The 23070-nt window shown below is 39.2% G+C and carries 26 protein-coding genes; 21 read left to right on the top strand and 5 right to left on the bottom strand.

Features of this window, described 5'->3' with window-relative positions:
- Positions 1 to 61: 61 nt before the first annotated feature.
- From ACWIB3_RS02200 to ACWIB3_RS02190, 3 genes are all read left to right on the top strand, one after another.
- Positions 62 to 2467, top strand: a complete 2406-nt coding sequence (locus ACWIB3_RS02200) for an ABC transporter permease (RefSeq protein ID WP_454290752.1) — start codon at positions 62 to 64, stop codon at positions 2465 to 2467.
- Between the two features lie 146 nt (positions 2468 to 2613).
- Positions 2614 to 3273 carry an ABC transporter ATP-binding protein gene (locus tag ACWIB3_RS02195; RefSeq protein WP_185211074.1) on the top strand — a complete coding sequence of 220 codons (660 nt, stop codon included), beginning with the start codon at positions 2614 to 2616 and terminating at the stop codon, positions 3271 to 3273.
- Between the two features lie 47 nt (positions 3274 to 3320).
- The gene (locus tag ACWIB3_RS02190) at positions 3321 to 4181 is read left to right on the top strand and encodes a transglutaminase-like domain-containing protein (RefSeq protein ID WP_374670339.1); all 861 of its coding nucleotides are present in this window, start codon (positions 3321 to 3323) and stop codon (positions 4179 to 4181) included.
- A gap of 36 nt (positions 4182 to 4217) precedes the next feature.
- On the opposite strand, the gene ACWIB3_RS02185 is transcribed toward ACWIB3_RS02190, so the two are convergent.
- Positions 4218 to 5312, bottom strand: coding sequence for a hypothetical protein (locus ACWIB3_RS02185; RefSeq protein ID WP_185211078.1), 1095 nt, complete (start codon positions 5310 to 5312; stop codon positions 4218 to 4220).
- Positions 5313 to 5438: 126 nt separating this feature from the next.
- On the opposite strand from ACWIB3_RS02185, the gene ACWIB3_RS02180 reads away from it, so the two are divergent.
- The 15 genes from ACWIB3_RS02180 to ACWIB3_RS02110 all read left to right on the top strand — a co-directional run bounded on the left by ACWIB3_RS02180 (position 5439) and on the right by ACWIB3_RS02110 (position 17044).
- Positions 5439 to 6089: an epoxyqueuosine reductase QueH gene (locus ACWIB3_RS02180; protein ID WP_185211080.1), complete on the top strand. Its 651-nt coding sequence runs from the start codon at positions 5439 to 5441 to the stop codon at positions 6087 to 6089.
- 74 nt (positions 6090 to 6163) lie between these two features.
- The gene (locus ACWIB3_RS02175) at positions 6164 to 6700 is read left to right on the top strand and encodes a YceD family protein (protein WP_254526413.1); all 537 of its coding nucleotides are present in this window, start codon (positions 6164 to 6166) and stop codon (positions 6698 to 6700) included.
- A gap of 15 nt (positions 6701 to 6715) precedes the next feature.
- Positions 6716 to 6907 (top strand): 50S ribosomal protein L32, encoded by a 192-nt coding sequence (gene rpmF, locus ACWIB3_RS02170; RefSeq protein WP_093100719.1) that lies wholly within the window; start codon positions 6716 to 6718, stop codon positions 6905 to 6907.
- Between the two features lie 104 nt (positions 6908 to 7011).
- Entirely contained in the window at positions 7012 to 7950 is a 939-nt protein-coding gene (gene plsX, locus ACWIB3_RS02165; RefSeq protein WP_185211083.1) for a phosphate acyltransferase PlsX, read from the top strand.
- A 5-nt stretch (positions 7951 to 7955) separates the two neighbouring features.
- Positions 7956 to 8945: a beta-ketoacyl-ACP synthase III gene (locus ACWIB3_RS02160; protein WP_185211085.1), complete on the top strand. Its 990-nt coding sequence runs from the start codon at positions 7956 to 7958 to the stop codon at positions 8943 to 8945.
- A gap of 66 nt (positions 8946 to 9011) precedes the next feature.
- Positions 9012 to 9494, top strand: coding sequence for an acetyl-CoA carboxylase biotin carboxyl carrier protein (accB, locus tag ACWIB3_RS02155; protein WP_185211087.1), 483 nt, complete (start codon positions 9012 to 9014; stop codon positions 9492 to 9494).
- Positions 9495 to 9562: 68 nt separating this feature from the next.
- Positions 9563 to 10924 (top strand): acetyl-CoA carboxylase biotin carboxylase subunit, encoded by a 1362-nt coding sequence (gene accC / locus ACWIB3_RS02150; RefSeq protein ID WP_185211089.1) that lies wholly within the window; start codon positions 9563 to 9565, stop codon positions 10922 to 10924.
- 90 nt (positions 10925 to 11014) lie between these two features.
- Positions 11015 to 11887, top strand: a complete 873-nt coding sequence (tatC, locus tag ACWIB3_RS02145; RefSeq protein WP_185211091.1) for a twin-arginine translocase subunit TatC — start codon at positions 11015 to 11017, stop codon at positions 11885 to 11887.
- Between the two features lie 6 nt (positions 11888 to 11893).
- A complete protein-coding gene (gene rpiB / locus ACWIB3_RS02140) occupies positions 11894 to 12331 on the top strand; it encodes a ribose 5-phosphate isomerase B (protein WP_185211093.1) in 438 nt (145 codons plus the stop codon).
- Between the two features lie 17 nt (positions 12332 to 12348).
- Positions 12349 to 13935, top strand: a complete 1587-nt coding sequence (locus tag ACWIB3_RS02135; RefSeq protein WP_454290751.1) for a M28 family peptidase — start codon at positions 12349 to 12351, stop codon at positions 13933 to 13935.
- 24 nt (positions 13936 to 13959) lie between these two features.
- Positions 13960 to 14931 (top strand): ATP-binding cassette domain-containing protein, encoded by a 972-nt coding sequence (locus ACWIB3_RS02130; RefSeq protein WP_454290750.1) that lies wholly within the window; start codon positions 13960 to 13962, stop codon positions 14929 to 14931.
- Entirely contained in the window at positions 14928 to 15707 is a 780-nt protein-coding gene (locus tag ACWIB3_RS02125) for a hypothetical protein (protein WP_454290749.1), read from the top strand. The genes ACWIB3_RS02130 and ACWIB3_RS02125 overlap by 4 nt, the downstream gene beginning before the upstream one ends.
- Positions 15708 to 16061, top strand: coding sequence for a GntR family transcriptional regulator (locus tag ACWIB3_RS02120; RefSeq protein ID WP_185215980.1), 354 nt, complete (start codon positions 15708 to 15710; stop codon positions 16059 to 16061). It abuts the gene before it with no gap.
- Between the two features lie 2 nt (positions 16062 to 16063).
- Positions 16064 to 16840 (top strand): hypothetical protein, encoded by a 777-nt coding sequence (locus tag ACWIB3_RS02115; protein WP_454290748.1) that lies wholly within the window; start codon positions 16064 to 16066, stop codon positions 16838 to 16840.
- Positions 16841 to 16852: 12 nt separating this feature from the next.
- Entirely contained in the window at positions 16853 to 17044 is a 192-nt protein-coding gene (locus ACWIB3_RS02110; RefSeq protein WP_454290747.1) for a hypothetical protein, read from the top strand.
- 55 nt (positions 17045 to 17099) lie between these two features.
- Here ACWIB3_RS02110 and ACWIB3_RS02105 read toward each other — a convergent pair whose 3' ends face one another.
- Positions 17100 to 17654, bottom strand: a complete 555-nt coding sequence (locus ACWIB3_RS02105; RefSeq protein WP_185211107.1) for a ferritin — start codon at positions 17652 to 17654, stop codon at positions 17100 to 17102.
- A gap of 150 nt (positions 17655 to 17804) precedes the next feature.
- On the opposite strand from ACWIB3_RS02105, the gene ACWIB3_RS02100 reads away from it, so the two are divergent.
- The 3 genes from ACWIB3_RS02100 (at position 17805) to ACWIB3_RS02090 (ending at position 19786) form a co-directional block, all read left to right on the top strand.
- Positions 17805 to 18752, top strand: a complete 948-nt coding sequence (locus ACWIB3_RS02100; RefSeq protein WP_454290746.1) for a DnaJ C-terminal domain-containing protein — start codon at positions 17805 to 17807, stop codon at positions 18750 to 18752.
- A gap of 3 nt (positions 18753 to 18755) precedes the next feature.
- Positions 18756 to 19031, top strand: coding sequence for a chaperone modulator CbpM (locus ACWIB3_RS02095; RefSeq protein WP_093100743.1), 276 nt, complete (start codon positions 18756 to 18758; stop codon positions 19029 to 19031).
- 71 nt (positions 19032 to 19102) lie between these two features.
- Positions 19103 to 19786, top strand: a complete 684-nt coding sequence (locus ACWIB3_RS02090; protein WP_185211111.1) for a phosphoribosylaminoimidazolesuccinocarboxamide synthase — start codon at positions 19103 to 19105, stop codon at positions 19784 to 19786.
- A gap of 34 nt (positions 19787 to 19820) precedes the next feature.
- Here ACWIB3_RS02090 and ACWIB3_RS02085 read toward each other — a convergent pair whose 3' ends face one another.
- From ACWIB3_RS02085 to ACWIB3_RS02075, 3 genes are all read right to left on the bottom strand, one after another.
- A complete protein-coding gene (locus tag ACWIB3_RS02085; RefSeq protein ID WP_454290745.1) occupies positions 19821 to 20624 on the bottom strand; it encodes a hypothetical protein in 804 nt (267 codons plus the stop codon).
- Positions 20625 to 20728: 104 nt separating this feature from the next.
- Entirely contained in the window at positions 20729 to 22099 is a 1371-nt protein-coding gene (locus ACWIB3_RS02080) for an energy transducer TonB (RefSeq protein WP_454290744.1), read from the bottom strand.
- A 10-nt stretch (positions 22100 to 22109) separates the two neighbouring features.
- Positions 22110 to 22481: a BlaI/MecI/CopY family transcriptional regulator gene (locus ACWIB3_RS02075; RefSeq protein WP_185211117.1), complete on the bottom strand. Its 372-nt coding sequence runs from the start codon at positions 22479 to 22481 to the stop codon at positions 22110 to 22112.
- Positions 22482 to 23070: the final 589 nt, after the last annotated feature.

Below are 23070 nucleotides of genomic sequence, written 5' to 3'. Positions count from 1 at the left end.
TAGACCTATGTCCATCCCTTAATAAGATTGAATTGGGGATTTAGTTTCAACTAATAAGATTATGAAGAACTTGAATTTGATTTTTAGGAAATTATGGAAGAATAAGTTATTTACCTTCCTGAATATTATAGGCTTGGCCATTGGGATCAGTGCCTGTTGGATCGTTTTTAGGCTGGTGAACTACGAATTGAGTTTTGACAAGAACCATGCTGAAGGGGAGAAAATATTCAAGGTATATGGGGTTTTCGATGAGGTAGGTTCTACTGATCGGTTTGATGGGGTTCCAACTCCATTAGCCAGATATATTAAAGAGAACCTTTCGAGTGTAGAGCTTTCGGTTCCGGTCAATAGGAAGTATTATCCAAAAATCAGGAACAGTTCGGACTCCAAGGAGAGTTTTACAATTGAAGATCAAGAGAACATCATTGAAACTACGAGTGATTATTTCAAAATGGTTCCTTATGAATGGTTGGCTGGAAATCCCAATAAAGCTTTACAGCACCCAGATGAGGTCATACTAACCAGCAGTAGGGCGAATCAATATTTCCCAAATATGGATCCCAAAGAAGTTGTTGGAAAAACATTAATGTATGACACGACACTCTTTTCTGTTTCTGGAGTCGTAAAAGATCTGGAAAGTCCAAGTAGCTTTTTGGCAAAGGAATTTGTAAAGATATCGGACAGAAATTGGAATTCAGACCTTTGGGTTTCCTTTATGTCTGATATCACTTTATTTGTTAAATTAAAGTCGCCAAACAATAGGGATGCTTTTGTAAATGAAGTCAGCAAGAAAATCCATGAAATGACCAAAACGGAATTCGCTGAAATGAATACCAAGGCCAGAGCTGGTGTAACTCCTCTTGCCGATGTACATTTTGACAAGAACCTTCAGAACAGTTCGAATATTAAAGTAGTTTATGGATTCATCGGAATAGGAATATTTTTACTCTTATTAGCGACCATCAACTACATCAATCTGACTACAGCTCAAGTACCTTATCGAGCCAAGGAAATTGGCATCCGCAAAACATTAGGCGAACAACCTTTTGATGTCACCAAATCATTTTTGCTGGAAACATTTTTCATTAGTCTGTTCGCTCTATTTCTATCTTGGCCCTTAACCAAAATATTCGAAAAAGCATTTGCCTCTTATTTACCAGCAAACCTGAATTCATTTTCAGATATTTTGCCAGTAAGTATCTTCATAATAGGCTTAGTCATTTTCATTAGCATTGCTTCGAGCCTTTATCCTGCTTACCTGATCAACAAGGTTCAGATCTCTGAGGTCATCAAGATGAAAGGAATTGGAAAATTATCGGTTGGAAGCATTTCCATCAGAAAGGTATTGATCATATTTCAATTTGTCATTGCACAGGGCTTTGTTGTTTCCACCTTTATCATGGGGATGCAAATGAAACATACCATGACTTCAGACCTTGGGTTTAACCATCAAGCATTGATTACAATGCAATTACCTTATAAGGTCGATCAAAATGCTGATGTCGACCCTTATGTATTTAAGGATGCTTTGTTAAAACATAGTCAGGTTGCTGGGGTGGCCCTAGGTCATTTACCATTGTCCAATAACCATTGGGGGAACTTTGTTTCTTCCACAGCGGACACTGGAGTAGTGAAAGTGAATGTGCCTTTCAAGTTTGTAGACAAAGACTATTTAGATGTTTATGGGATTAAGTTGCTTGCCGGAAGAAATATGACATTGGCAGATACCAGTTCAGGAATCATCCTAAATGAATTAGCTATCGAAGAAATGGGCTTCAAAAGTCCTGAAGAAGCGATTGGAAAAGCCGTAAGTGCCTATGGTAAGGACAGAACGATTACAGGTATTACCTCAAACTATACCAGCAAATCTTTTCATACTGAAAAAGAAGGGGTAGCTATGTTGACTACTAAATTTAGAGGTCAGCTTCAATACATATCCGTCAAACTACATGCTGATCCAAAAACTTGGAAATCTTCTTTGGAGACAATCGAAAAAGAATGGAAGAATATATATCCAAATGCTCCATTTGCCTATAAATTTTACGATGAGAATATCCGTCAACTGTACGAGGCGGACCATAAGTTTTCTAAAATCATCAACCTTTCTACAGGGGTTACCATCTTATTGAGTTGCCTCGGGTTAATTGGTTTGGTGACTATCTCTACCGCTCAACGAACGAAAGAAATAGGGATCCGTAAAGTATTGGGAAGTTCCATTTCTGGAATCGTTGGCTTGCTTTCAAAAGATTATATCAAGCTGGTCTTAATTTCCATTCTTATAGCTTCACCAATCGCTTGGTGGGCGTCCAATAAGTGGTTAGATGATTTTGCCTATAAAATTGAAATATCTTGGTGGATGTTTGTTATTCCGGCACTGGCTACTGTTGTTATTGCCTTCTTGACGATGAGTTTCCAATCTTTGAAGGCTGCAAAGGCCAATCCGGTGGATAGCTTGAGGGATGAGTAACTCAAGGGCTGTGCCCTTGAGTGGATATGAGATGTGAGATTTGAGATATTAACCTGATTGGAAAGAATAGGAAGAATTAAGACGATCCTGTGGAGCAGGAAAAGTCTAAATACTAAATACTTGATACTAAATACTATAAAAAAAACATGATAAAATTAGAACACATTTTTAAGTGGTACAATGTTGGTGGAGCCAAAAACTTTATTTTAAAGGATATCAATCTGCAAATCAACGAGGGGGATTTTGTTTCCATTATGGGGCCTTCTGGGTCTGGGAAGTCGACTTTATTGAATGTTATTGGGATGCTGGATGAACCAGATGAGGGTAGTTATAATTTTATGGGGGAAGATGTGCTGAACATGAAAGCGAAAAAGAGATCGCAATTGTTTCAGTCGCATATCGGATATGTATTTCAATCTTACCATTTGATTGATGAGTTGACTGTTTATGAAAATATTGAAACGCCATTGATCTACAAGAACCTTTCGTCTTCAGAACGGAAGAGCATTGTATCCGATATGTTGGATCGATTTAACATCGTGGGCAAGAAGGATCTTTTTCCGGCGCAACTTTCAGGTGGACAGCAACAAGTGGTGGGCATTGCGAGGGCATTGGCAGGATCGCCAAGATTGTTGTTGGCCGATGAGCCTACGGGAAACCTAAATTCGAAACAAGGTGAAGAAATCATGGAGCTGTTCAAACAACTGAACGATGACGGCATGACCATCATACAAGTGACTCACTCTGAGAAGAATGCGGAATACGGCAAGTCCATCATCAATATGTTGGATGGTCAATTAAAATAACAATTTGCTGAAGGATTTTTGGGATTGCCTTTTATTTCGTAAATTTCATTGTGAATGAAAAAGAAATTAAGGCACTCATCTATCTTTTGGATGACCCCGACCGGGAGATTTTTCAAGAGATAGAGCACAAACTAATCACATGTGGGCCTGAGGTTATACCTTTATTGGAACACTCGTGGGAATCTTCTTTTGACCCGCTTTCACAAAGCAGGATTGAAAACATCATTCATAAAATCCAATATGACCAGGTCAAGAATGACCTTCAACTTTGGAAACTCAACAACTCCGAGGACCTCTTGGAAGGCCTGCTGATCATCAACCGCTATCAATATCCCAATCTTCATGAAGAACAGGTTTATTACCAACTGGCGGAACTGCGCAGAAATGCTTGGTACCATCTGATGTATGATATGAGTCCGGTGGAGAAAGTGAAACTGCTCAACAATATCCTTTTCCGGGAATTTGGTCTCTCTGGAAACACCTCTAACTATCATGATCCGCAAAATTCCTTTATCCATAAGGTGCTGGAAACAAAAAAGGGAAATCCGATCAGTTTGGCCTGTATCTATGCATTGGTGGCCCAGAAGCTAGACATTCCAATCTATGGGGTCAATCTTCCCAAACATTTTGTTTTGGCCTATGTAGACGGGGAGAATCAGGATAAGGTCCAATTCTACATCAATGTTTTCAACCGTGGACAGATCATGCGGGAAGAAGATATCTATGCTTTCTTGAGACAATTGAACCTACCACTTTCTGATAACTATACCCTTCCCTGCGATAATATCGCGATCATAAAAAGGGTTTTGAGGAACCTGATCGCAGCCTATGAGCATGTTGATAATGCGGAAAAGAAATTTGAAGTGGAAACCCTGCTGACCTTAATCGAAGAAGACGAGATTAATTAACCTCGTCTTCCTATATAAATTCAATATTTTTCTTATTTAATTCCGAGCATCCAGGGATATTCCTCTTGGAACCGAAGCTTCGGCTCTACCAGGTTGCTGATATTGATAAGTTGCATTTGGCGCAACATCTCCATTGTCTGTCTTTAAGAATCGATAAACTGCTTTTGAAATTGGATCAGCAACATAGATATATTTGCTGTCCTTTCTGAAATCAAGTTCTACATCCACTGGTTGTTTTAACTTGGTATTTACCCCTTTAATGATACGTGTTGGGCTAATGGCACCAGTTGCGGCACTAATTTTCGCATAATCATCAAAGATCAGGATTCTTCCCTCGTAAGTGGCTGATGCTCCTGTTCCAGTCTGTACAAAATCTGTCAGAGCTAGCATATTGTTCACTGTATCAACGGACATTCCACGGATATTAACTGCATCTGAGACCGTCAGAATCTTGGAAGGTTCGACCGATTGGACTATTGAATCTCGGGAGATAACTAGATTGTCGTAAATTTCAACTCCTCCGTTCGTACCAGATTTACTTACCACCAATCCACTTTTGACAATGGTCACATCCCAAGGTACAATTTCGTTTTTGAAATGATAGGTCTGTCCAGGTTTCCTGAATTCCGATAATCCTCTAGGTCTGTCGAATACATAGTAGGCCGGTGTTCCACCACCATTGGAAATGGCATACAATTTATCCAGACTTGGATGGAATACTAAACCTCGGACATCTCTTAACAAGCCTTGACGAATTCTATTGTTGTCATTGCTCAAAGCTCCTGTTTCACCGATATTAAGCTTATAAACGAAGGTATCTGTAACCGTTGTATTAATTGATGATTGGAAAATGAGTCTTGCACTAGGATTGAAATAGATGGTATTCCCCCCCTTCACATTTGATAAAAAGGGAGTGGCACGAAGCCCCATATTTTCTTCATCATCTGAATTAGGCAATAGCACAACATTGTTGAATTGCGTTAAATCAGGGTTTTCGTTAAAATCAGAGTAAGATATATAGAGTCTTGAAATCGAGTTGCTTGCGGGTGGTTCATCATCGTCTTTTTCACAGGAATAAAATCCAATGAGGGTGGCGATGGCGAGGAGAGCGAATAAGTACTTCAGTTTCATAAAATAATCAATTATATTACAAATGTATAAAATAATCGTTTGAAGGCGAGCTCTCAGGGCTTTAAGATTGTTAAAGTTGGTTAAATAGATGTATTTCCGTAAAATTGCAGAATAGATAATAAAGCAATGGAGAACAAAGAATTTGTAAGAGAGAAGTTGGAATTGCCCAACGAAGGGAAAAAGCTTTTGCTTCACTCCTGCTGTGCTCCCTGTTCTGGTGAGGTAATGGAGGCATTGATTGCTTCAAATATAGATTTCACGATCTATTTCTATAATCCTAACATTCATCCACGGAAGGAGTACGATCTAAGGAAGGAGGAGAATATCCGATTTGCTGAGAAGCACAATATTCCATTCATTGATGCCGATTACGATGTTGATCATTGGTTTGAGTTGGCAAAAGGCATGGAACAGGAACCTGAAAGGGGCATTCGCTGTACGATGTGTTTTGACATGCGTTTTGAGAAAACAGCGGAATATGCGGCCCAAAATGGTTTTGATGTGATCTCTAGTTCATTGGGAATCTCACGTTGGAAAACGATGAGCCAGATCAACGACTGTGGTGTAAGAGCTGCTTCGCGATATCCGAACATGGAATATTGGACTTTCAACTGGCGCAAGAAAGGTGGTTCGGCGAGAATGTTGGAAATCAGCAAGAAAGAAAGGTTTTACATGCAGGAATATTGCGGTTGTGCGTATTCATTGCGCGACACCAATAAATGGCGGATGGCGAACGACCGTCCGAAAATTGAATTAGGAAAAAATTATTACGAATAGCCTAGACGATTTTTTAAAATAAATTTCATTTATACTTATTTAATCGTTACTTTTGCAGGCTCAAATGCAAGATTGTGAAGTATCTAAAAAAATACAGAATACCATTTTCAGGTCTTTCAACAGGTAAGCACAGTTTTGACTTTGAAATCGACGAGAAGTTCTTTGCATGTTACGATCATTCCTTGCTACAGGAAGGCAATCTAAAAGCGGTTGTCGACTTGCAGAAACAGGAGAACATGTTGATAGCTAATTTCGACATTCAAGGCACCATAAAACTGACTTGCGATGTTTGTCTATCGACCTTTGATTCCCCAGTTCACATCAAGGAACGTGCTTTGGTAAAATTCAGCGATGAAGATTGGAATGAGGACACGGAAGAAGTGATCACCTTATCCAAGAACGACTATGAATTGGACATCGCTCCGTTGCTGTATGAATACATCAATGTGGCAGTCCCTCCCTATCCTAAGTGTAATGAAAACGGAGAAGGGATAGCATGTGACCCGGAGATGTTGAACAGGATACAAAATGAAGAAGAAAGCTCGTCTGAGGAGGACAATGAAAACATTGACCCTCGTTGGGAAGCATTGAAGAATATTAAAAATAACTAAAACAAAAGATACGAGATGGCACATCCAAAACGTAAAACTTCTAAATCTAGAAGAGACAAGAGAAGAACACACTATAAAGCTGAATTACCTAGCTTAACTGTTTGTAAAGAAACTGGCGCGGTGCACAGACCTCACCACGCATACACAGTAGACGGTAACTTATACTACAACGGTAAATTAATTATTGAGAACACCGCTGCTGTCTAACGACATCTTTCTTAAAAACATCCCAAAAAAGTATAATATTTTATATTATTAACTTTCACTTGGGATGTTTTTTGCGTATTATTGAATAATATAAATAATAACGAATGAAGATTGGATTAGACGTGTTGGGAGGGGATTTTGCTCCTGATTCTAATATCAAAGGAGCGATTGAAGCTCAAAAACAGCTGGACGATTCGCAACGGATTGTTCTATTTGGTGATGAGGAAGCCATTAGAAACGCTATTACCGAAGCTGGATCTGACCCCTCAAAATTTGACTATGTTCATGCACCTGAGAACATCGGTATGCACGAACATCCCACAAAAGCAATCAGCCAAAAGCCTAACTCTTCTATAGCCAAGGGATTTGACTTATTGAAAAACGGAGAGATTGATTCTTTCTCTTCAGCAGGCAACACTGGCGCTATGCTGGTAGGTGCCATGTTCAGCGTAAAGACCATTACAGGCGTATTGCGTCCTGCCATTGCGACCAATGTACCGAAGCTTAAGGATGGCTTTGGTATCTTGTTGGACGTAGGGGCCAATGCAGACTGTAAGCCGGAAATGCTGAACCAATTTGCTATCCTTGGAAGCCTGTATGCAGAACATGTTTACGGCATATCCTCACCAAAAGTTGGCTTGCTAAATATTGGTGAAGAAGAAGAAAAAGGAAACAACCTAACCATCGCAACCTACCCTCTTTTAAAAGAAAACAACAAGATTAATTTTATTGGAAATGCAGAAGGCCGTGATCTATTCAGTGATCATGCCGATGTAATTGTTTGTGATGGCTACACTGGAAATGTAGTACTGAAGCTAGCTGAATCATTTTATGTAGTTACTCTGAAGAAAGGTTTCAAGGACCAATTCTTTGACAGGTTCAATTACGAGCAATATGGCGGCAGCCCAATTTTAGGGGTAAATGCCCCTGTAATCATTGGCCACGGAATTTCAACGCCGAAGGCTATAAAAAATATGGTATTATTGTCGAGAGATATGATCGCCTCAAAATTCATTGAGAGGATCAAATCTGCATTTAACTAAAACATATGTCTAAAATTCACGCAGCTATTACTGCAGTACATGGTTACGTTCCGGACTACATCCTGACCAACAAGGAGTTGGAAACAATGGTAGACACTAACGACGAATGGATCGTAACCCGCACAGGAATCCGTGAGCGAAGAATATTAAAAGATCCAACAAAAGCTACTTCTGACCTGGCCGTGCCAGCAGTAAATGGCCTATTGGAGAAAAGAGGGATTTCTGCTGAAGATATCGACCTAATAATCTTCTGTACAAGTACGCCGGATATGTTATTCCCTGCTACAGCAAATATCTTGGCAGACAAAATTGGAGCTAAAAAAGCTTGGGGTTTTGACCTTCAAGCAGCTTGTTCGGGATTTCTATTCGGATTGACCACCGGAGCTCAATTCATTGAATCTGGAAAACACAAAAAAGTATTGGTTGTTGGTGGCGATAAGATGTCATCAGTAGTCAATTATAAAGACAGAAATACCTGTATCCTATTCGGAGACGGATGTGGAGCAGTATTACTGGAACCAAATGAAGAAGGAAATGGCCTGATCGACGCTGTATTAAAAACAGACGGATCTGGCGGACAGTTCCTGAACATTAAAGGCGGTGGTTCGTTGAACCCGGCGACTCATGAAACGGTAGACGCTGGCCTTCATTACGCTTACCAAGAAGGACGTACAGTATTTAAATTTGCCGTGACCAATATGGCTGATGTAGCTGTTGAAGTGATGGAGAGAAACAAATTGACCTCGGAAGATGTTAATTGGTTAGTTCCTCATCAGGCGAACAAGCGTATCATTGATGCAACGGCAGAACGTGCTGGACTACCTGAGGAAAAAGTAATGGTAAACATTCAAAAATACGGTAATACTACCAGTGGCACCATTCCATTGTGTTTATGGGAATGGGAAAGCCAGCTTAAAAAAGGAGACAACCTAATCTTAGCAGCATTTGGCGGCGGGTTTACATGGGGCTCTATTTATTTAAGATGGGCGTATTAATCTGCATTTTATTATTACCTTTATAGCTATTTATTTTTTAAAATTATTAAACAAACCTACTAGCATATGAGTATGGATATTAAACAAATTCAAGATCTTATCAAATTCGTTTCCAAATCGGGCGTGAATGAAGTATCGATCGAAGAGAAAGATTTTAAAATTACGATAAAGACTAATCAAGAGCCTACTTACGTAACGGCAACACTTCCGGCACCTCAGGTTGCTCAAGCAGTTGCTCCAGTTGCGGCTCCTGCACCAGTTGCTGCTGCTCCTGCAGCTCAGGCACCTGCTGCTGATGAAAGCTCAAAATATATCACTATTAAGTCTCCAATTATCGGAACATTTTACCGTTCTCCAGGACCAGACAAAGCATCATTTGTGAATGTAGGTGATGATGTTACACCTGGAAAGGTTATCTGTATCGTTGAGGCAATGAAGTTGTTCAATGAAATCGAATCTGAAGTATCAGGTAAAATCGTGAAGATTTTAGTAAATGATGCTCAACCTGTAGAATACGACCAACCTTTATTCTTAGTAGACCCTAGTTAGTTTTTGGAGTAATTCCAGAAACTTTTTTTTATTGTGCTAAGAGATAAAGTGTTACATCAAAGAGTATTATGTTCAAAAAAATATTAATTGCAAATAGAGGTGAAATTGCACTTCGAATTATCCGTACTTGTAAAGAGATGGGTATTCAAAGTGTTGCAGTTTATTCAACTGCTGACCGTGATAGTTTACACGTTCGCTTTGCGGATGAAGCTGTTTGTATCGGCCCTCCTGCTAGTAAAGATTCCTATTTAAATATTCCAAATATCATTGCTGCAGCAGAACTTACAAATGCTGATGCAATCCACCCTGGATATGGTTTCTTATCCGAAAACGCTAAATTTTCTGCTATCTGTGCTGAGTACGGCATCAAATTCATCGGTGCTACAGCGGAACAGATTGAAAAAATGGGAGACAAAGCATCGGCTAAAGAGACCATGAAGAAAGCTGGTGTTCCGACTATCCCAGGTTCTGAAGGTTTGTTGCCAGATGTAAAAACTGGTTTGCAAATTGCAAAAGATATGGGTTACCCTGTCATCCTTAAAGCTACTGCCGGTGGTGGTGGTAGAGGTATGCGTATCATTTGGAAAGATGAAGACTTTGAAAATGCTTGGGATTCTGCTCGTCAAGAGTCTGGTGCAGCGTTCGGAAACGACGGTCTTTACCTAGAGAAATATGTTGAGGATCCTCGCCATATTGAAATCCAAGTAATCGGTGACCAATATGGAACAGTATGTCACCTTTCTGAGCGTGACTGTTCTATCCAACGGAGACACCAAAAATTAGTTGAAGAGGCTCCTTCTCCATTCATTACGCCAGAATTGCGTGCTAAAATGGGTGAAGCTGCTATCTTAGGTGCCAAAGCTGTAAAATATGAAGGTGCTGGAACAATTGAGTTCTTGGTTGACAAACACCGCAACTTCTACTTTATGGAAATGAACACACGTATCCAAGTGGAGCACCCAGTTACTGAAGAGGTAATCAACTTCGACTTGATCAAAGAACAGATTAAAGTTGCAGCAGGTATTCCGATCTCTGGTAAGAGCTACGAGCCAACCATGCATGCAATCGAATGTCGTATCAATGCGGAAGATCCGTTCAACAACTTCCGTCCGTCACCAGGTAAAATTACCAACTTCCATTCACCTGGGGGTCATGGTGTGCGTGTAGATACGCATGTTTATTCAGGATATACTATCCCTCCTAACTACGATTCCATGATCGCCAAATTGATTTGTGTAGCCCAAACTCGTGAAGAGGCTATCAATACGATGGAGCGTGCGTTAAGTGAATTCGTAATTGAAGGCGTAAAAACAACCATCCCACTTCACCTTCGTTTAATGCGTGACCCGAACTTTAGGGCAGGTAATTTCACGACTAAATTCATGGAAACTTTCGACCTTACGGAGTATCCTGATGAGGAGGTTGTATAAAATTTACTTTACATATACAAAACATGCCATTCTTCGAGAGAAGAATGGTATTTTTGTTTTCTTACGATTAGATCACCGCATTAAAACTACATGTCCAAGAATATCAAACTCATAGAGGCAATCAAGAATAAAGGAAAGAACATCGAGGCTGAAATGTCCTTCTTCGATCATTTGGAAATCCTAAGGTGGCACATCATCCGTTCTGTAATTGCTATTACCGTATTTGCGATCCTTTCATTTACATTTTACGATTTTGTTTTCAACCAGATCATCATGGGACCGAAGAACTTGGACTTCTGGACCTATAGAATGATGTGTAAGGTTGGGGCGGCCTTGAACCTGGAAGGTTTCTGTGTAGAGAAGATTCCATTCAATATCATCAATACGGAATTGGCGGGTCAGTTTATGCTTCAGATCAACTCCTGTCTATTGATGGCTGTTGCATTGGGTTTCCCTTACCTGCTATTCGAAATCTGGTTATTCATTAAACCGGCTTTGACCGATGTTGAAAGAAAATCGGCTAGAGGTTTTGTGTTCTACGCCACAGTGCTCTTCGTGATAGGCGCGTTATTCGGCTACTATATCGTGGTTCCTTTGTCGGTTAACTTCCTTGCAAACGTATCATTAAGTGATGAAATCACGAACCAGATTACAATAGACTCTTATCTATCGACCATTGCGACTTTAACACTAGGTTGTGGAATCATCTTCTTGCTTCCTATCCTGATCTTTATCTTATCTAAGATAGGAATCATGACCCCAGAGTTTATGCGTGCTAGCCGTAGATATGCCATTGTGATCATCTTGGTCATTGCAGCTATCATCACCCCTACAGCGGATGTTATCACGTTATTGACGGTAAGTGCTCCAATGTTTATCTTATACGAATTGAGCATCATGGTTTCGGCGAATGTTAAAAAGGCGAAGGAACTTGCAGAAAAAGAATTTTATAATACAAAATAATACATCATGTCTAAAAAAATCGCAATTGGCAGTGATCACGCTGGGTTTGAATATAAAACAGCATTAATCACATTCTTAAATGAATTAGGTTATACTGTTCAGGATTTCGGTCCTGCTACTGCAGATTCTGTTGACTATCCAGATTTTGCACATCCTGTATCTTCAAGTGTAGAGAGCAAAGAAAATGAGTTAGGCATCTTGATCTGTGGCAGTGCAAACGGAGTTGCCATTACAGCTAACAAACATCAAGGCATTCGTGCTGCAATTTGCTGGTTGGAGGAAATTTCAGCCCTAGCTCGTCAACACAATGATGCAAATATCGTTTGTATTCCAGCTCGTTTTATTGATCTTGACCTAGCAAAACGTATTGTTCGCACCTTCTTGACAACAGACTTCGAAGGTGGCCGTCATGCTAACCGTGTGAACAAAATTTCTTGTGCATAACCAATTTAAAATCGATAATGAAAAAATTACTTATTCTTTCTTTTTTGATACCGTCGCTTTTCAGCTGTTCGGTAGCTCAACAAGCAAATCAAAAGAAATATGCTGATCTCTTAACCGAAGAGTCGGCAAAAAAACACCTGACCATTCTTGCTTCCCGCGAGTTTGAAGGACGTGGAACTGGGCAAGAAGGCGGTAAAAAAACTGTTGAATACATTGCAAATGTATTCAAAGAATTAGGCTTAACACCAGCAGTAAATGGTTCTTATTTCCAACCTGTAGCATTGGAAAGAACATCCTATATCGTTGATAAATTCAGCATCAACAACAAAGCATTGGAAAATGGAAAGGACCTATTTATCCAAGGCAACAACAACAGTAGAGACTTTAAGGCTTCTGATATCGTTTTCGTAGGCTACGGTATCCAATCTGATAAATACAATGACCTTAAAGGTTTGGATATTGCAGGTAAAGTGGTATTGGTCATCAACGAAGGAGAACCGACCAAAGACGGCAATTCTTTGATTTCTGGAACTTCCACACCTTCTGATTGGTCAACAAGCCGTTTCAAAAGAATCCAGGAACTGAGCAAACTTAAGCCACAGATGATCTTGGCAGTTAGTTCTCAGAATGCAGAAATGATCAGCCGTTTTGGAAACCGTTTGACAGGAGGTCGCTTTTCATTAAAATCTAATGAAACCCAGACCAACCAACCTAGCATGGATATCCCAGTAGCAAACATTACTGTGGAAACTGCCAATCAAATCTTAGCAGCTAAAAACACTACTGTAGAAAAAGTCAAAGAATCGATCAATAATACAGGAAAAGCAAATTCATTTGATGTTAAAGCATCAGTAGATGCTACCATGGGCGTTAAGAAAGAGGAATTCCATGACCCTAACGTACTAGGTTTAATCGAAGGAACCGACCTTAAAGATGAAGTTGTGATTATCTCTGGACACTATGACCATGACGGAATCCTTCCTGATGGCACATTCTTCCCAGGTGCAGATGACAACGGTTCAGGAACTGTAGGTGTTATGGAATTGGCTAGAGCTTTCGCAGCAGCTAAAAAAGATGGCAAAGGTCCTAGAAGGACTATCCTTTTCATGGCATTTGCTGCGGAGGAGAAAGGTCTATTAGGATCAAATTATTACTCTCAGCACCCGATCTTCCCATTGAGCAACACAGTAACCTGTTTGAATATGGATATGATCGGTCGTATAGATGATAAGCACTTGAACGGAAACCACAACTACATCCATGCTATTGGATCAGATATGTTGAGTTCGGAATTGAAAGCCATCAATGAGAAAGCCAATAAAGACTACACGCAAATGGAATTAGATTACATGTATGATGACCCTAAGGATCCTATGCGCATCTATTACCGTTCTGATCAATACAACTTGGCCAAACATGGTATTCCAGTGATTTTCTTCTTCTCAGGATTACACCCAGACTATCATACTCCAAATGATACCGTGGATAAAATCGACTTCCCAATGATGGCTAAACGCGAAAAACTAGTTTTCCATACAGCTTGGGAAATCGCTAACCGCGACAAAAAATTAGTGGTAGATAAAACGCCAGCTCCAGCACAATAAGCAATTTGAGCAAACAATATAAAAATGGGCAGAATAAGAATTCTGCCCATTTTTTCTGCAATCCCCTCTACGCTACAACCTTATCACTCAAAATATTTTCACTTTTTTCTTGCAGATCATAAATACGATTGTATATTTGTAGTGTACTACCACATTAATACACTAAAACAATACGCTATGTTAACCGTTAAATCATTATCGTATTATTATAAACCGAACAAGAATATTCTTTGGAATATAAACACAACTTTAAAACCCGGAAGCATATATGGCTTATTGGGGTTAAACGGTGAGGGCAAGACCACTTTACTGAAGCTTATCGTCGGCATGTTGATACCAAAGGATGGAAGCATCGAATTCAAAGGACATTTCAGTTCAGAACGGATTGCCGAATATTTCAATGAGGTTTATTTTCTCCCAGATTACAGCAAATTACCTGATCTTGGGATCGAACAATTCGGAAAACTGTATGGTGCGTTCTACAGCAAGTACGACCATCAACAGTACTTGGACTGTATCAAGGAGTTTAATATCCCGATCAGCAATAGGCTTAGAGCACTTTCATTAGGACAGCACCGTAAGGTCCATCTTTCTTTTGCATTAGCCTGCAACAGTTCGGTCCTGTTGATGGACGAACCAACCAATGGATTGGATATCCCTTCTAAGGCAGTCTTCAGAAAATTACTCAGCAAGTTTATCAATGAGGACCGAATCTTCCTGATTGCAACCCATCAAATCCGTGATGTAGATGTATTATTTGATCATTTAATGATCATGAAAAGTGGCAGCTTGGTTTTAGATGAAAACATCTATCAATTATCCAAAAAATTCAAGGTCAGCAAATCCTCAGCAGATGCTGAACAAGCGTTGTATGTACAAGAGGAACTGTCAGGACCTTATTATTTAGTGCACAACCATTCAGAATCCGAATCCAAATTGGACATTGAATTCCTCTTTAATGCTTTTACCAACAACCCTAAACCAATTGAATTATGAAGACAGTATTTCAATACCTCAACTGCATTTTTGCGTCTCATCGATACTTTTTGATTTCAATTCCGGTCATCGCGATTATTATCTATTTAGTAGGGTTGATCTTTGCCAGCAATGATATTTCTACTTACTTCCTATTGGCAAAAAGCGAAATCAATGACAATATGTTAATCAATCTTGTGGACAGCACTAATATCAGATGGAGCTTTGCATTGATTGTAGGGTTGCCTTTCATTCATTTAACCTTTATTTCCAACCTATTCTATAAAAGTTATGATTTCACTATTCCGATGAACTCCTGGCAGAAACTAACTGCTTACCTATTGATCGGGCTATTCATTCTCTTCTATAATTACCTCATTATCCTTGGCCTCAATTATATCATTGAAATATATTTCAGGCAACAGTATTGGGACGAGGTTATAGCAGCATTAGACCGCCAGGGCAAACTCTACACTGAAATATCAAAATACAGCATCTTTTATAACGGCAGCTTCACGATCATATCTGCTCCGATGGCATTGTTGTTCTTCCTCTTCTATCCTTATTTCTTGTTTGCTGCACTCTATTTCAGGAAATACAGCCTAGTTATTTCAGCAGCCATTCTACTCTCGGGAGTAGCTTTAGGAGTTTTTATTAGCTCAAATATTTGGGAAGGGTATTCCTATAATATTTCCAACCTATCCTATAATACTTTCTACAGCTGGGTACCGACCTTTGTTGCTGCCTTAATTACCTATATCGGTTTTTATTATTTTTTAAAGGAAAAGGAGGTCTAGATGCAGTTTCAATCAGATAAACCCATATACCTGCAGATCATCGACATCGTCATGGAGAAAATCCTTAAAGATGAATGGCAGGTCGGAGAGAAGATCCTCTCTGTCCGGGACTTTGCCTCCTCTGTGGAAGTAAACCCCAATACCGTCATGAGAGCTTATGACAAGCTCCAGCAAGATGAAATTATTTTCAATAAAAGGGGATTAGGCCTATTTGTAGCTGAAAATGCCATTCAGATCATCCTGAAGGAAAAGAAGGAAAATTTCATCCAGGTAGAAGCTCCCAAATTCTTCCAGACTGCCAAACTGTTGAAGATTACGGAAGAAGAATTAATCGAACTCTATAAATCGAACTAATTATGAAAAAGTCAAATATATTATTGTTTACTGCCCTTGCTATTCTATGGTTGGTCTGCTTAGTCATAAAACCGCTGCAAGGCGTTGTCTTTGCAGATCCCTTAAGCCATGAACCCCGCGATATAGTTTCAGCTTTTGTCAAAAACTTCGACAATACAGATAAAATGGAAAAAGTATCCCTAGATGGCATTAAGAACATTAAGATTATCGGATATGATAAAGGTGCCTTCCTATCAGTTGTATATGCTGATACAACACAAATTTCCGTAAAGCAAAGTAATCAAGTTATCAATTTTGATCATAAAAGAATTGGCGATACCTTACAGGTCACCCTAAGCCAGAAAGTTTATTCGAGGGTTGAACTTACCTTAAACCCTCAGGAGTCCTACGGTTTGACCCTAGAGCATTATAAAGGATCTATCGAGATCATCCCTACGGATAGTATTGCCAAAGGCCTCAACAAAATTACCGTTCTCAAGAATAGCTCATCAAAAATTCGAAATTATTCCAGGGAAAGCCAAAATTTCAGCAATCCTTTTAGCATGCAAATCTCAGGTAAATCGAAAATAACCTTTGATAATCTCAGCTTCAACAAACTTGATGTTACCTTGAATGATGGGTTGCTGGAAGTTTTTAACAATAACCATATAGACTCCCTGAATGCCGATCTACAGGGGCTCAGCAATATTATCGTTGGAAAGTACCCAGAAGATAAACGCGTGAAATCATTGGTCCTTTCAGGAAACTTGGACTATTACAATTCCAGAAGACCTCAATAATTGAAAGAAACCATGCTATTCAAAATACTGGTCAAATATCTCTGCCCGTTTCTAATGGCTCTCATTCCCTACTTCCATTCCTTTGTGAAAATTGAAGAAAGGAAAAAGGATGAAGCAAGAACCGAAGCATCCAATAGCATTTCCATGCAGCACAAGAAAACAAGAATGGAATGGCATGATTCCAATCAGTTAATCAATAAATAGAAAAGGGCAGAATATATTCTGCCCTTTCATTTTCAGCTCTGTCAGCCAAATTTCGTTATTCCGGATTATCTGCTGTCGATTCTCTAGCCAATGGCACATCATCAGGAGCATTTCCCAAATATTTATCCAATTCAAACAGCGATTCGTCAGTAGCACGATCTCCACCGGCAATCTTCAATTTATCGATCAGCGATAATGCTAATTTCTCTTCTTCCGTCTGTTCTTTTACAAACCACTGCGCAAAGTTCCATGTCGCCCAATCCTTTTCCTCCATCGACTGGTTAACCAATCCATAGATTGCATTGGTATTATCTACCTCATGCTGAAAAACCATATTGAAACATTCCGACATGGATTTAGGCAGTTTGGTATGCTCAGCTACGGCTTCAACTTTTGGAGTCCCTCCTCTTTCAAGAATATACATCATGATCTTGATCATGTGGTTCCGTTCTTCCTGAGCATGGCGAAACAAGAAATTTGCAACACCGCCATAACCTTTCGTATCTGCCCAACATCCCAAAGCCAAATAGATCTGGGAAGCTTGGTTTTCTTTTGTCATTTGTTTAATCAACGATGTTTCCATCGCTTTTGAAAGTCTATTGGTATCCATAATAATTCCTTTTTCTCTTTTAACACTTCACATCCTACTTTGTTTACCTTTTCTCCCTTTACTTTTACACATATACATTGTAAATTTGAGAAAGGCTATTAATAAACAAAACCCTACTCTACTTGTTCTTTTTTTAAATCAATAATCAATATGGCGTTTGTAGACTATTACAGTGTATTAGGTTTGGATAAATCCGCAAGTCAAGATGATATCAAGAAGGCTTATCGAAAGCTGGCTCGAAAGTACCATCCTGACTTAAATCCAAATGACGAAAGTGCAAAGAAAAGATTCCAGGAAATAAACGAGGCCAACGAGGTTCTGACCGATCCAGAGAAGAGAAAAAAATACGACCTATATGGTGAAAACTGGAAACATGGCGAGGAATATGAAAAAGCCCAACAAGAGTATGCCCGTTCTAGAGGATCCCGAGGAAGCTCTGCAGGAGCTGGCCAAAATCCTTTCGAAGGCTTTGACTTCAATAATTACAATGGCAATTACGATACTGGCGAATATTCTGATTTCTTCGAAGATCTATTTGGTTCTAGATTTGGTGGTGGCAGGTCTTCGGGAAAACGGGGCAGCTACCGTGGACAGGACTATGAAACTACGGTCGATCTAACCCTGCTCCAAGCCTCTCAAACCCACAAACAGACCTTTACGGTCAACGGCAAGAACATCCGTATCACGGTCCCTGCCGGAGTGGAAGATGGACAGAAAATTAAACTTAAAGGTCAAGGTGGCGACGGTGTCAATGGTGGACCTAAAGGTGACCTGTTCATCACTTTCTCCATCAGACCTGATTCAAGGTTCATACGAAAAGGAAACGACCTCTATACGAACATTGAAGTCGACCTCCCAACTGCCTTGTTAGGTGGCGAGACCATTGTCGATACATTAACCGGAAAAATCAACGTTAAGATTAAAGAAGGAACCCAGAACGGAGGTAAGATCCGACTTAAGGGTAAAGGATTCCCTGTCTATAAAAAAGATGGCGACTTTGGCGACCTATATGCAGAAATCCAGGTGAAATTGCCGACCGACCTCACTGAGGAGCAAAAGAAAATAGTAGAACAATTAGCGGATTCATTAAAGAAATAAGACATGGAAAAGACATTATTTAGAGTAATCGACATCTGCAAAACCAATAATATCGAACGTACCTTTATCCAGGAACTACATAATAATGGACTTATTGAAATCATTATCCAAGAAGAACAGGAGTTTCTGGAAGAAGAACAGGTCCTGCACGTAGAACGTTTCTCCACTTGGCACTATGAACTCGAACTCAATGTTCAGGGCATAGAAGTGGTCAACAACCTGATTGATAAAATTGAAGAACTGCAGCGAGAATTGCGCCTTCTTAAATTGGAAAAATAAGCGTTTTTTAAGGATAATTTAGGCATCTCTATCATTTTTTGATAAATTCGCCTCAATTAACTGAAACCATCATGGAAAAAATCTATCAAGGAAAAACTAAAGACGTTTACAGTCTTGGCGACAACCAAATCCTATTACAGTTCAAAGACGATGTGACCGGTGAAAACGGCGTTTTTGATCCTGGAGCAAATACAGTGGGACTAACGATCGAAGGTGCCGGAAGATCTGGCCTTAAAATGACTACCTATTTCTTCGAGGTATTGAATAAACTGGGTGTGCCTACTCACTTTATCTCTTCAGATATCGAGAAAGTCCAGATGATCGTAAAAGATGCTAAGGTATTTGGTAAAGGTTTGGAGGTCATCTGCCGTTATAGAGCAGTTGGTTCCTTCCTTAGAAGATATGCTGCTTACTGCGAAGAAGGCCAAGCTTTGGATAGCTTTGTCGAAGTAACCATTAAGGATGATGAACGTGGTGATCCTGTTATTTCTGAAGATGCTTTGGCTATGTTGGGTCTGCTGAACAATCAGCAATACCAAGAATTAAAAGACTTGACCAAAAAAATCTGTGGCATCGTTAAGGATGAACTTGCTAAAAAAGGTCTTGAACTATACGATATCAAATTGGAATTCGGTCATGATAAAACCAACAATCAGATTATCCTGATCGATGAAATATCCGGAGGAAACATGAGAGTTTATAAGGATGGCAAATATGTCGCTCCTCTAGAACTTGAAAAGCTGTTCCTTTCCTAAAAAACAAAGGTCCTTCTACCCAGAAGGACCTTTTTTAATTAACTACCTTAAAACCGCTTTTATCCAATATCATGCCCTTCTCATCATGATATTCCAGCACATACTCATTTGGGCATAATTTCAATTGAATCTCTTTTACATCATCCTTTTGGATCAGTTTGAAAAAAGATATCGTCTTATTAGGACCGTAGATGTCAAATAATTTTAAATATATCGTTTCACGATCCTTTAGTAAATCCGTTCTTGGACTAAGGATCCAATCCATCCTTTCTCTCTCCTCACAATCAAATATCTGCCAAGTCGTTTTATAATCTTTCTGCTCAAACAGTTCCAAGGCATTGATTTTCGCCAAGTATTCAAATTTATTCACTGGCTTATCCTTTGTGCGCCCTTCCACTTTTAGTGCGTAAAATAATAGGCTCAACCCCTCTTTTTCCGCATATGGAATATAGACATGCTTAATTTCCATCCCTTCCGAGGAATAATCCTTTTCATAATAAGGAGCCTTATAATATTCTTTCTTGACAAAATCAGCCCTATCAAACCTTCTCTTTTTATGTTTGATGGCAATCATATTATACTCAGGTTTCGTTTCTGGGACTACCGAAAATAAGACCTTATCTCCTTTCTTGCCTATGCCAGCCATTTTCATCATTCTTCGATCAAGGGGATAAAAGCTATCTTTCCTCAGCCCCGTGTGTCCTGTATCACTTGGTTGAAAAGCACGGTAGAGCCATACATTTAATTTTTCTTTCTCATTGAAATATTTATCAACCTCAGCCGTGAAGTAGCCGGTCTTGGTAAATTCCTGTGTTTTACATGAAAAAAGTACAAGCAAAAGAATTCCTAGTAGGAACTTTATGAAAGCCCTAAAAATCAAAGCCATAAAATTGAATGAAAATCTGTTTTTATGTTATTTAATGAAGATTTAGAAGGACAAATTTAAAACTGAGAAAGATCTAATCTAAGGGGAAGGATATATCTTACCTCGGCTGGAAATCCATAAGCAATTCCTGGACTCCATTTTTTGGTGCCCTTTAAAGCATTTACTGCAGCCTGCCCTGTACCATAATTTAAATCCTTAATAACCTTAACATCCTTTATCTCACCATCTTTACCTATTACAAATGAAAGTTCTATTTTCCCTCTAATACCTGCATCTATAGCTTCCTGTGGATATTCTAAGTTCTGGCCAACTTCCTGCCTAAATTTATCAATTCCTCCTGGATAGGTTGGTTTTACTTCAACTTGGTCAAAATCAAATACCCCAAAATTGCCAGTAACTTTTTTGCCAGGTTCATCATGGGGATTCGCCTTGTTTGCAGCATTGACCTCGGACTCTTTTTTCAGGTCATTTTCCTGCCCAGAACTACTGCCCTGCACCTCGTTTGATACTGTGCCTTGATCCATCTCAGCATTATTATTCGAATCTGCAGATATCTGAGGATTTGTGTTCTCCTCAACGACAGCTGTTCTTTCCGTTTTATCCTTATTGGGTGATTTGCAATTCACCACCAAACCCATAATCAATGCTGCAATTGGCAATACGGACAGGTAAAACAGTCTGTTTCTTGTATTCGATTTATCTTTAAAAATCATATTAATTCTTTCCTTTAAAAGTGAATTATTGGAAAACTCATGACTCAGTTGATTCGGATGAACATTCATGGCATAAGCAACCAGCAATTCCGCATAGGCAACTTTATTTTCTGCAAATTGCTCATCAACGATAAATTCATGCTGATACTTCAGCTCATCCCTTATCCAGATTAATAGCGGATTAAACCAGTTGAAAACCCGGATAATCTCCATAAACATAATATCATAGCTATGTCCTTGTTTAACATGGATATCCTCATGCGCTCGGATCATTTTTGTATCCTCGTTTTTAACATTCAACTTAACGATGTTAAAAAATGAATAACTTCCATGTATATTCCTAACGGACAACCTACTTACAACTAACTGTAAAACACGAGATATCAACAACCCTGCTGCAATGAGGACCCCAAGCCAATAGCCCAACTGCATCCATTTATCCGCCAACCATCCCGGTTGTTGAGATTGCACTTCAGCTGAAGTTGGACTTACCTGCACAGCATTCCCCGTCAGGTCCAACACCGGCAATGTAATCTGCATGATTTCCGGAACCTGTAATTCAATAAAGAGAAACAAAGGCATGATATAGGCAATCAAGACACTGCACAATAAATACCAGCGGTTCATCGTAAAGAAGGTCAGCTTCCTCAATCCATATCGATAGATAAGGAAAAACAGTGCTAAAGACAGATTTGATATCAGTAGATAGGTCATAGCTTCAAATTTATTTCTTATGCTTCTGAATAAGTTTCATGATTTCATCCAAATCCTGCACATCCAGCTTTTTCTCCTCCAAGAAGAAAGAAAGCATTGAACTCGCAGAATTCTCAAAATAACCTTGTAAGAGTTTTCCGGTTATTAATTTCTTATACTCTTCTTTTTCAATCTTTGGAAAATAGCGATGGCTCTTCCCAAAAGACTCATGATCCACAAAACCCTTGGTCTCGAGAATCCGCACAATGGTTGATACTGTATTATAAGCCGGCTTCGGTTCTGGTAAAACTTCAATGATATCCTTCACAAATCCACCCCCCATTTCCCATAGACTGTGCATGATTTGCTCCTCCGCCTTTGTTAGTTCTTTTAACTCGTTCATTATTCTGTGAAAATTTAAAAAGACAATATTGCCTATAATCGATTATAAAACTAATGTATAACTAATTATTTAGTTATACAACTAAATAATTAGTTATGCATCAAAATAAATAGTTATCCAGCTGTATATCAACATGTTTAATTTTATTAGCATTTATTTATTGAGGAAAATGTATCAGGTATTTGAACCAGGATGAATGGGATGAGAGGACGGACCAAGATCATACCGTCAGCTAAGCACCTTCAAATTGTGAACATTTAGTGAAGAATTGGGAATGCACTAAGGAGGTATTCAGAGTGAAACGAAGAATCTATTTTTTGATTTTTTTAGGATCGTTGTCATCTTGAGCACAGCGAAAGAACTGTTTTTTATTTAAGTAGATTGGTTAAAAAAACATTTCACCCCCGCTAGGGGTTGGCCATTCCAAACATCCATTTTCTATAAAGATTTCACCCACGCTGTGGGATTGGATTGTAGAAATTATAGGCATGAAATTGAAAATCGTGGTATTTCTTTAATCAGAAAATGATTTTAATTCATGTTTGTATAAGGAGGGCATATTCGATCCGCCCTTACAGTATCGGGGACC

It is taken from the genome of Sphingobacterium sp. NPDC055431, from assembly GCF_053644255.1.
Note: the sequence above shows the minus strand (reverse complement) of the source record. Positions and strands in the feature narration are given on the sequence as shown.

What these genes read in the sequence shown, in the direction of transcription:
- ACWIB3_RS02075 (WP_185211117.1), bottom strand. Translation starts at nt 22,481, where the DNA reads ATGAACGAGTTAAAAGAACTAACAAAGGCGGAGGAGCAAATCATGCAC.
- tatC (WP_185211091.1), top strand. Translation starts at nt 11,015, where the DNA reads ATGTCCAAGAATATCAAACTCATAGAGGCAATCAAGAATAAAGGAAAG.
- ACWIB3_RS02110 (WP_454290747.1), top strand. Translation starts at nt 16,853, where the DNA reads ATGCTATTCAAAATACTGGTCAAATATCTCTGCCCGTTTCTAATGGCT.
- plsX (WP_185211083.1), top strand. Translation starts at nt 7,012, where the DNA reads ATGAAGATTGGATTAGACGTGTTGGGAGGGGATTTTGCTCCTGATTCT.
- accB (WP_185211087.1), top strand. Translation starts at nt 9,012, where the DNA reads ATGAGTATGGATATTAAACAAATTCAAGATCTTATCAAATTCGTTTCC.
- ACWIB3_RS02120 (WP_185215980.1), top strand. Translation starts at nt 15,708, where the DNA reads ATGCAGTTTCAATCAGATAAACCCATATACCTGCAGATCATCGACATC.
- ACWIB3_RS02090 (WP_185211111.1), top strand. Translation starts at nt 19,103, where the DNA reads ATGGAAAAAATCTATCAAGGAAAAACTAAAGACGTTTACAGTCTTGGC.
- ACWIB3_RS02195 (WP_185211074.1), top strand. Translation starts at nt 2,614, where the DNA reads ATGATAAAATTAGAACACATTTTTAAGTGGTACAATGTTGGTGGAGCC.
- ACWIB3_RS02160 (WP_185211085.1), top strand. Translation starts at nt 7,956, where the DNA reads ATGTCTAAAATTCACGCAGCTATTACTGCAGTACATGGTTACGTTCCG.
- ACWIB3_RS02125 (WP_454290749.1), top strand. Translation starts at nt 14,928, where the DNA reads ATGAAGACAGTATTTCAATACCTCAACTGCATTTTTGCGTCTCATCGA.
- ACWIB3_RS02095 (WP_093100743.1), top strand. Translation starts at nt 18,756, where the DNA reads ATGGAAAAGACATTATTTAGAGTAATCGACATCTGCAAAACCAATAAT.
- ACWIB3_RS02180 (WP_185211080.1), top strand. Translation starts at nt 5,439, where the DNA reads ATGGAGAACAAAGAATTTGTAAGAGAGAAGTTGGAATTGCCCAACGAA.
- ACWIB3_RS02115 (WP_454290748.1), top strand. Translation starts at nt 16,064, where the DNA reads ATGAAAAAGTCAAATATATTATTGTTTACTGCCCTTGCTATTCTATGG.
- rpiB (WP_185211093.1), top strand. Translation starts at nt 11,894, where the DNA reads ATGTCTAAAAAAATCGCAATTGGCAGTGATCACGCTGGGTTTGAATAT.
- ACWIB3_RS02130 (WP_454290750.1), top strand. Translation starts at nt 13,960, where the DNA reads ATGGGCAGAATAAGAATTCTGCCCATTTTTTCTGCAATCCCCTCTACG.
- ACWIB3_RS02200 (WP_454290752.1), top strand. Translation starts at nt 62, where the DNA reads ATGAAGAACTTGAATTTGATTTTTAGGAAATTATGGAAGAATAAGTTA.
- ACWIB3_RS02100 (WP_454290746.1), top strand. Translation starts at nt 17,805, where the DNA reads ATGGCGTTTGTAGACTATTACAGTGTATTAGGTTTGGATAAATCCGCA.
- ACWIB3_RS02105 (WP_185211107.1), bottom strand. Translation starts at nt 17,654, where the DNA reads ATGGATACCAATAGACTTTCAAAAGCGATGGAAACATCGTTGATTAAA.
- ACWIB3_RS02080 (WP_454290744.1), bottom strand. Translation starts at nt 22,099, where the DNA reads ATGACCTATCTACTGATATCAAATCTGTCTTTAGCACTGTTTTTCCTT.
- ACWIB3_RS02135 (WP_454290751.1), top strand. Translation starts at nt 12,349, where the DNA reads ATGAAAAAATTACTTATTCTTTCTTTTTTGATACCGTCGCTTTTCAGC.
- accC (WP_185211089.1), top strand. Translation starts at nt 9,563, where the DNA reads ATGTTCAAAAAAATATTAATTGCAAATAGAGGTGAAATTGCACTTCGA.
- ACWIB3_RS02185 (WP_185211078.1), bottom strand. Translation starts at nt 5,312, where the DNA reads ATGAAACTGAAGTACTTATTCGCTCTCCTCGCCATCGCCACCCTCATT.
- rpmF (WP_093100719.1), top strand. Translation starts at nt 6,716, where the DNA reads ATGGCACATCCAAAACGTAAAACTTCTAAATCTAGAAGAGACAAGAGA.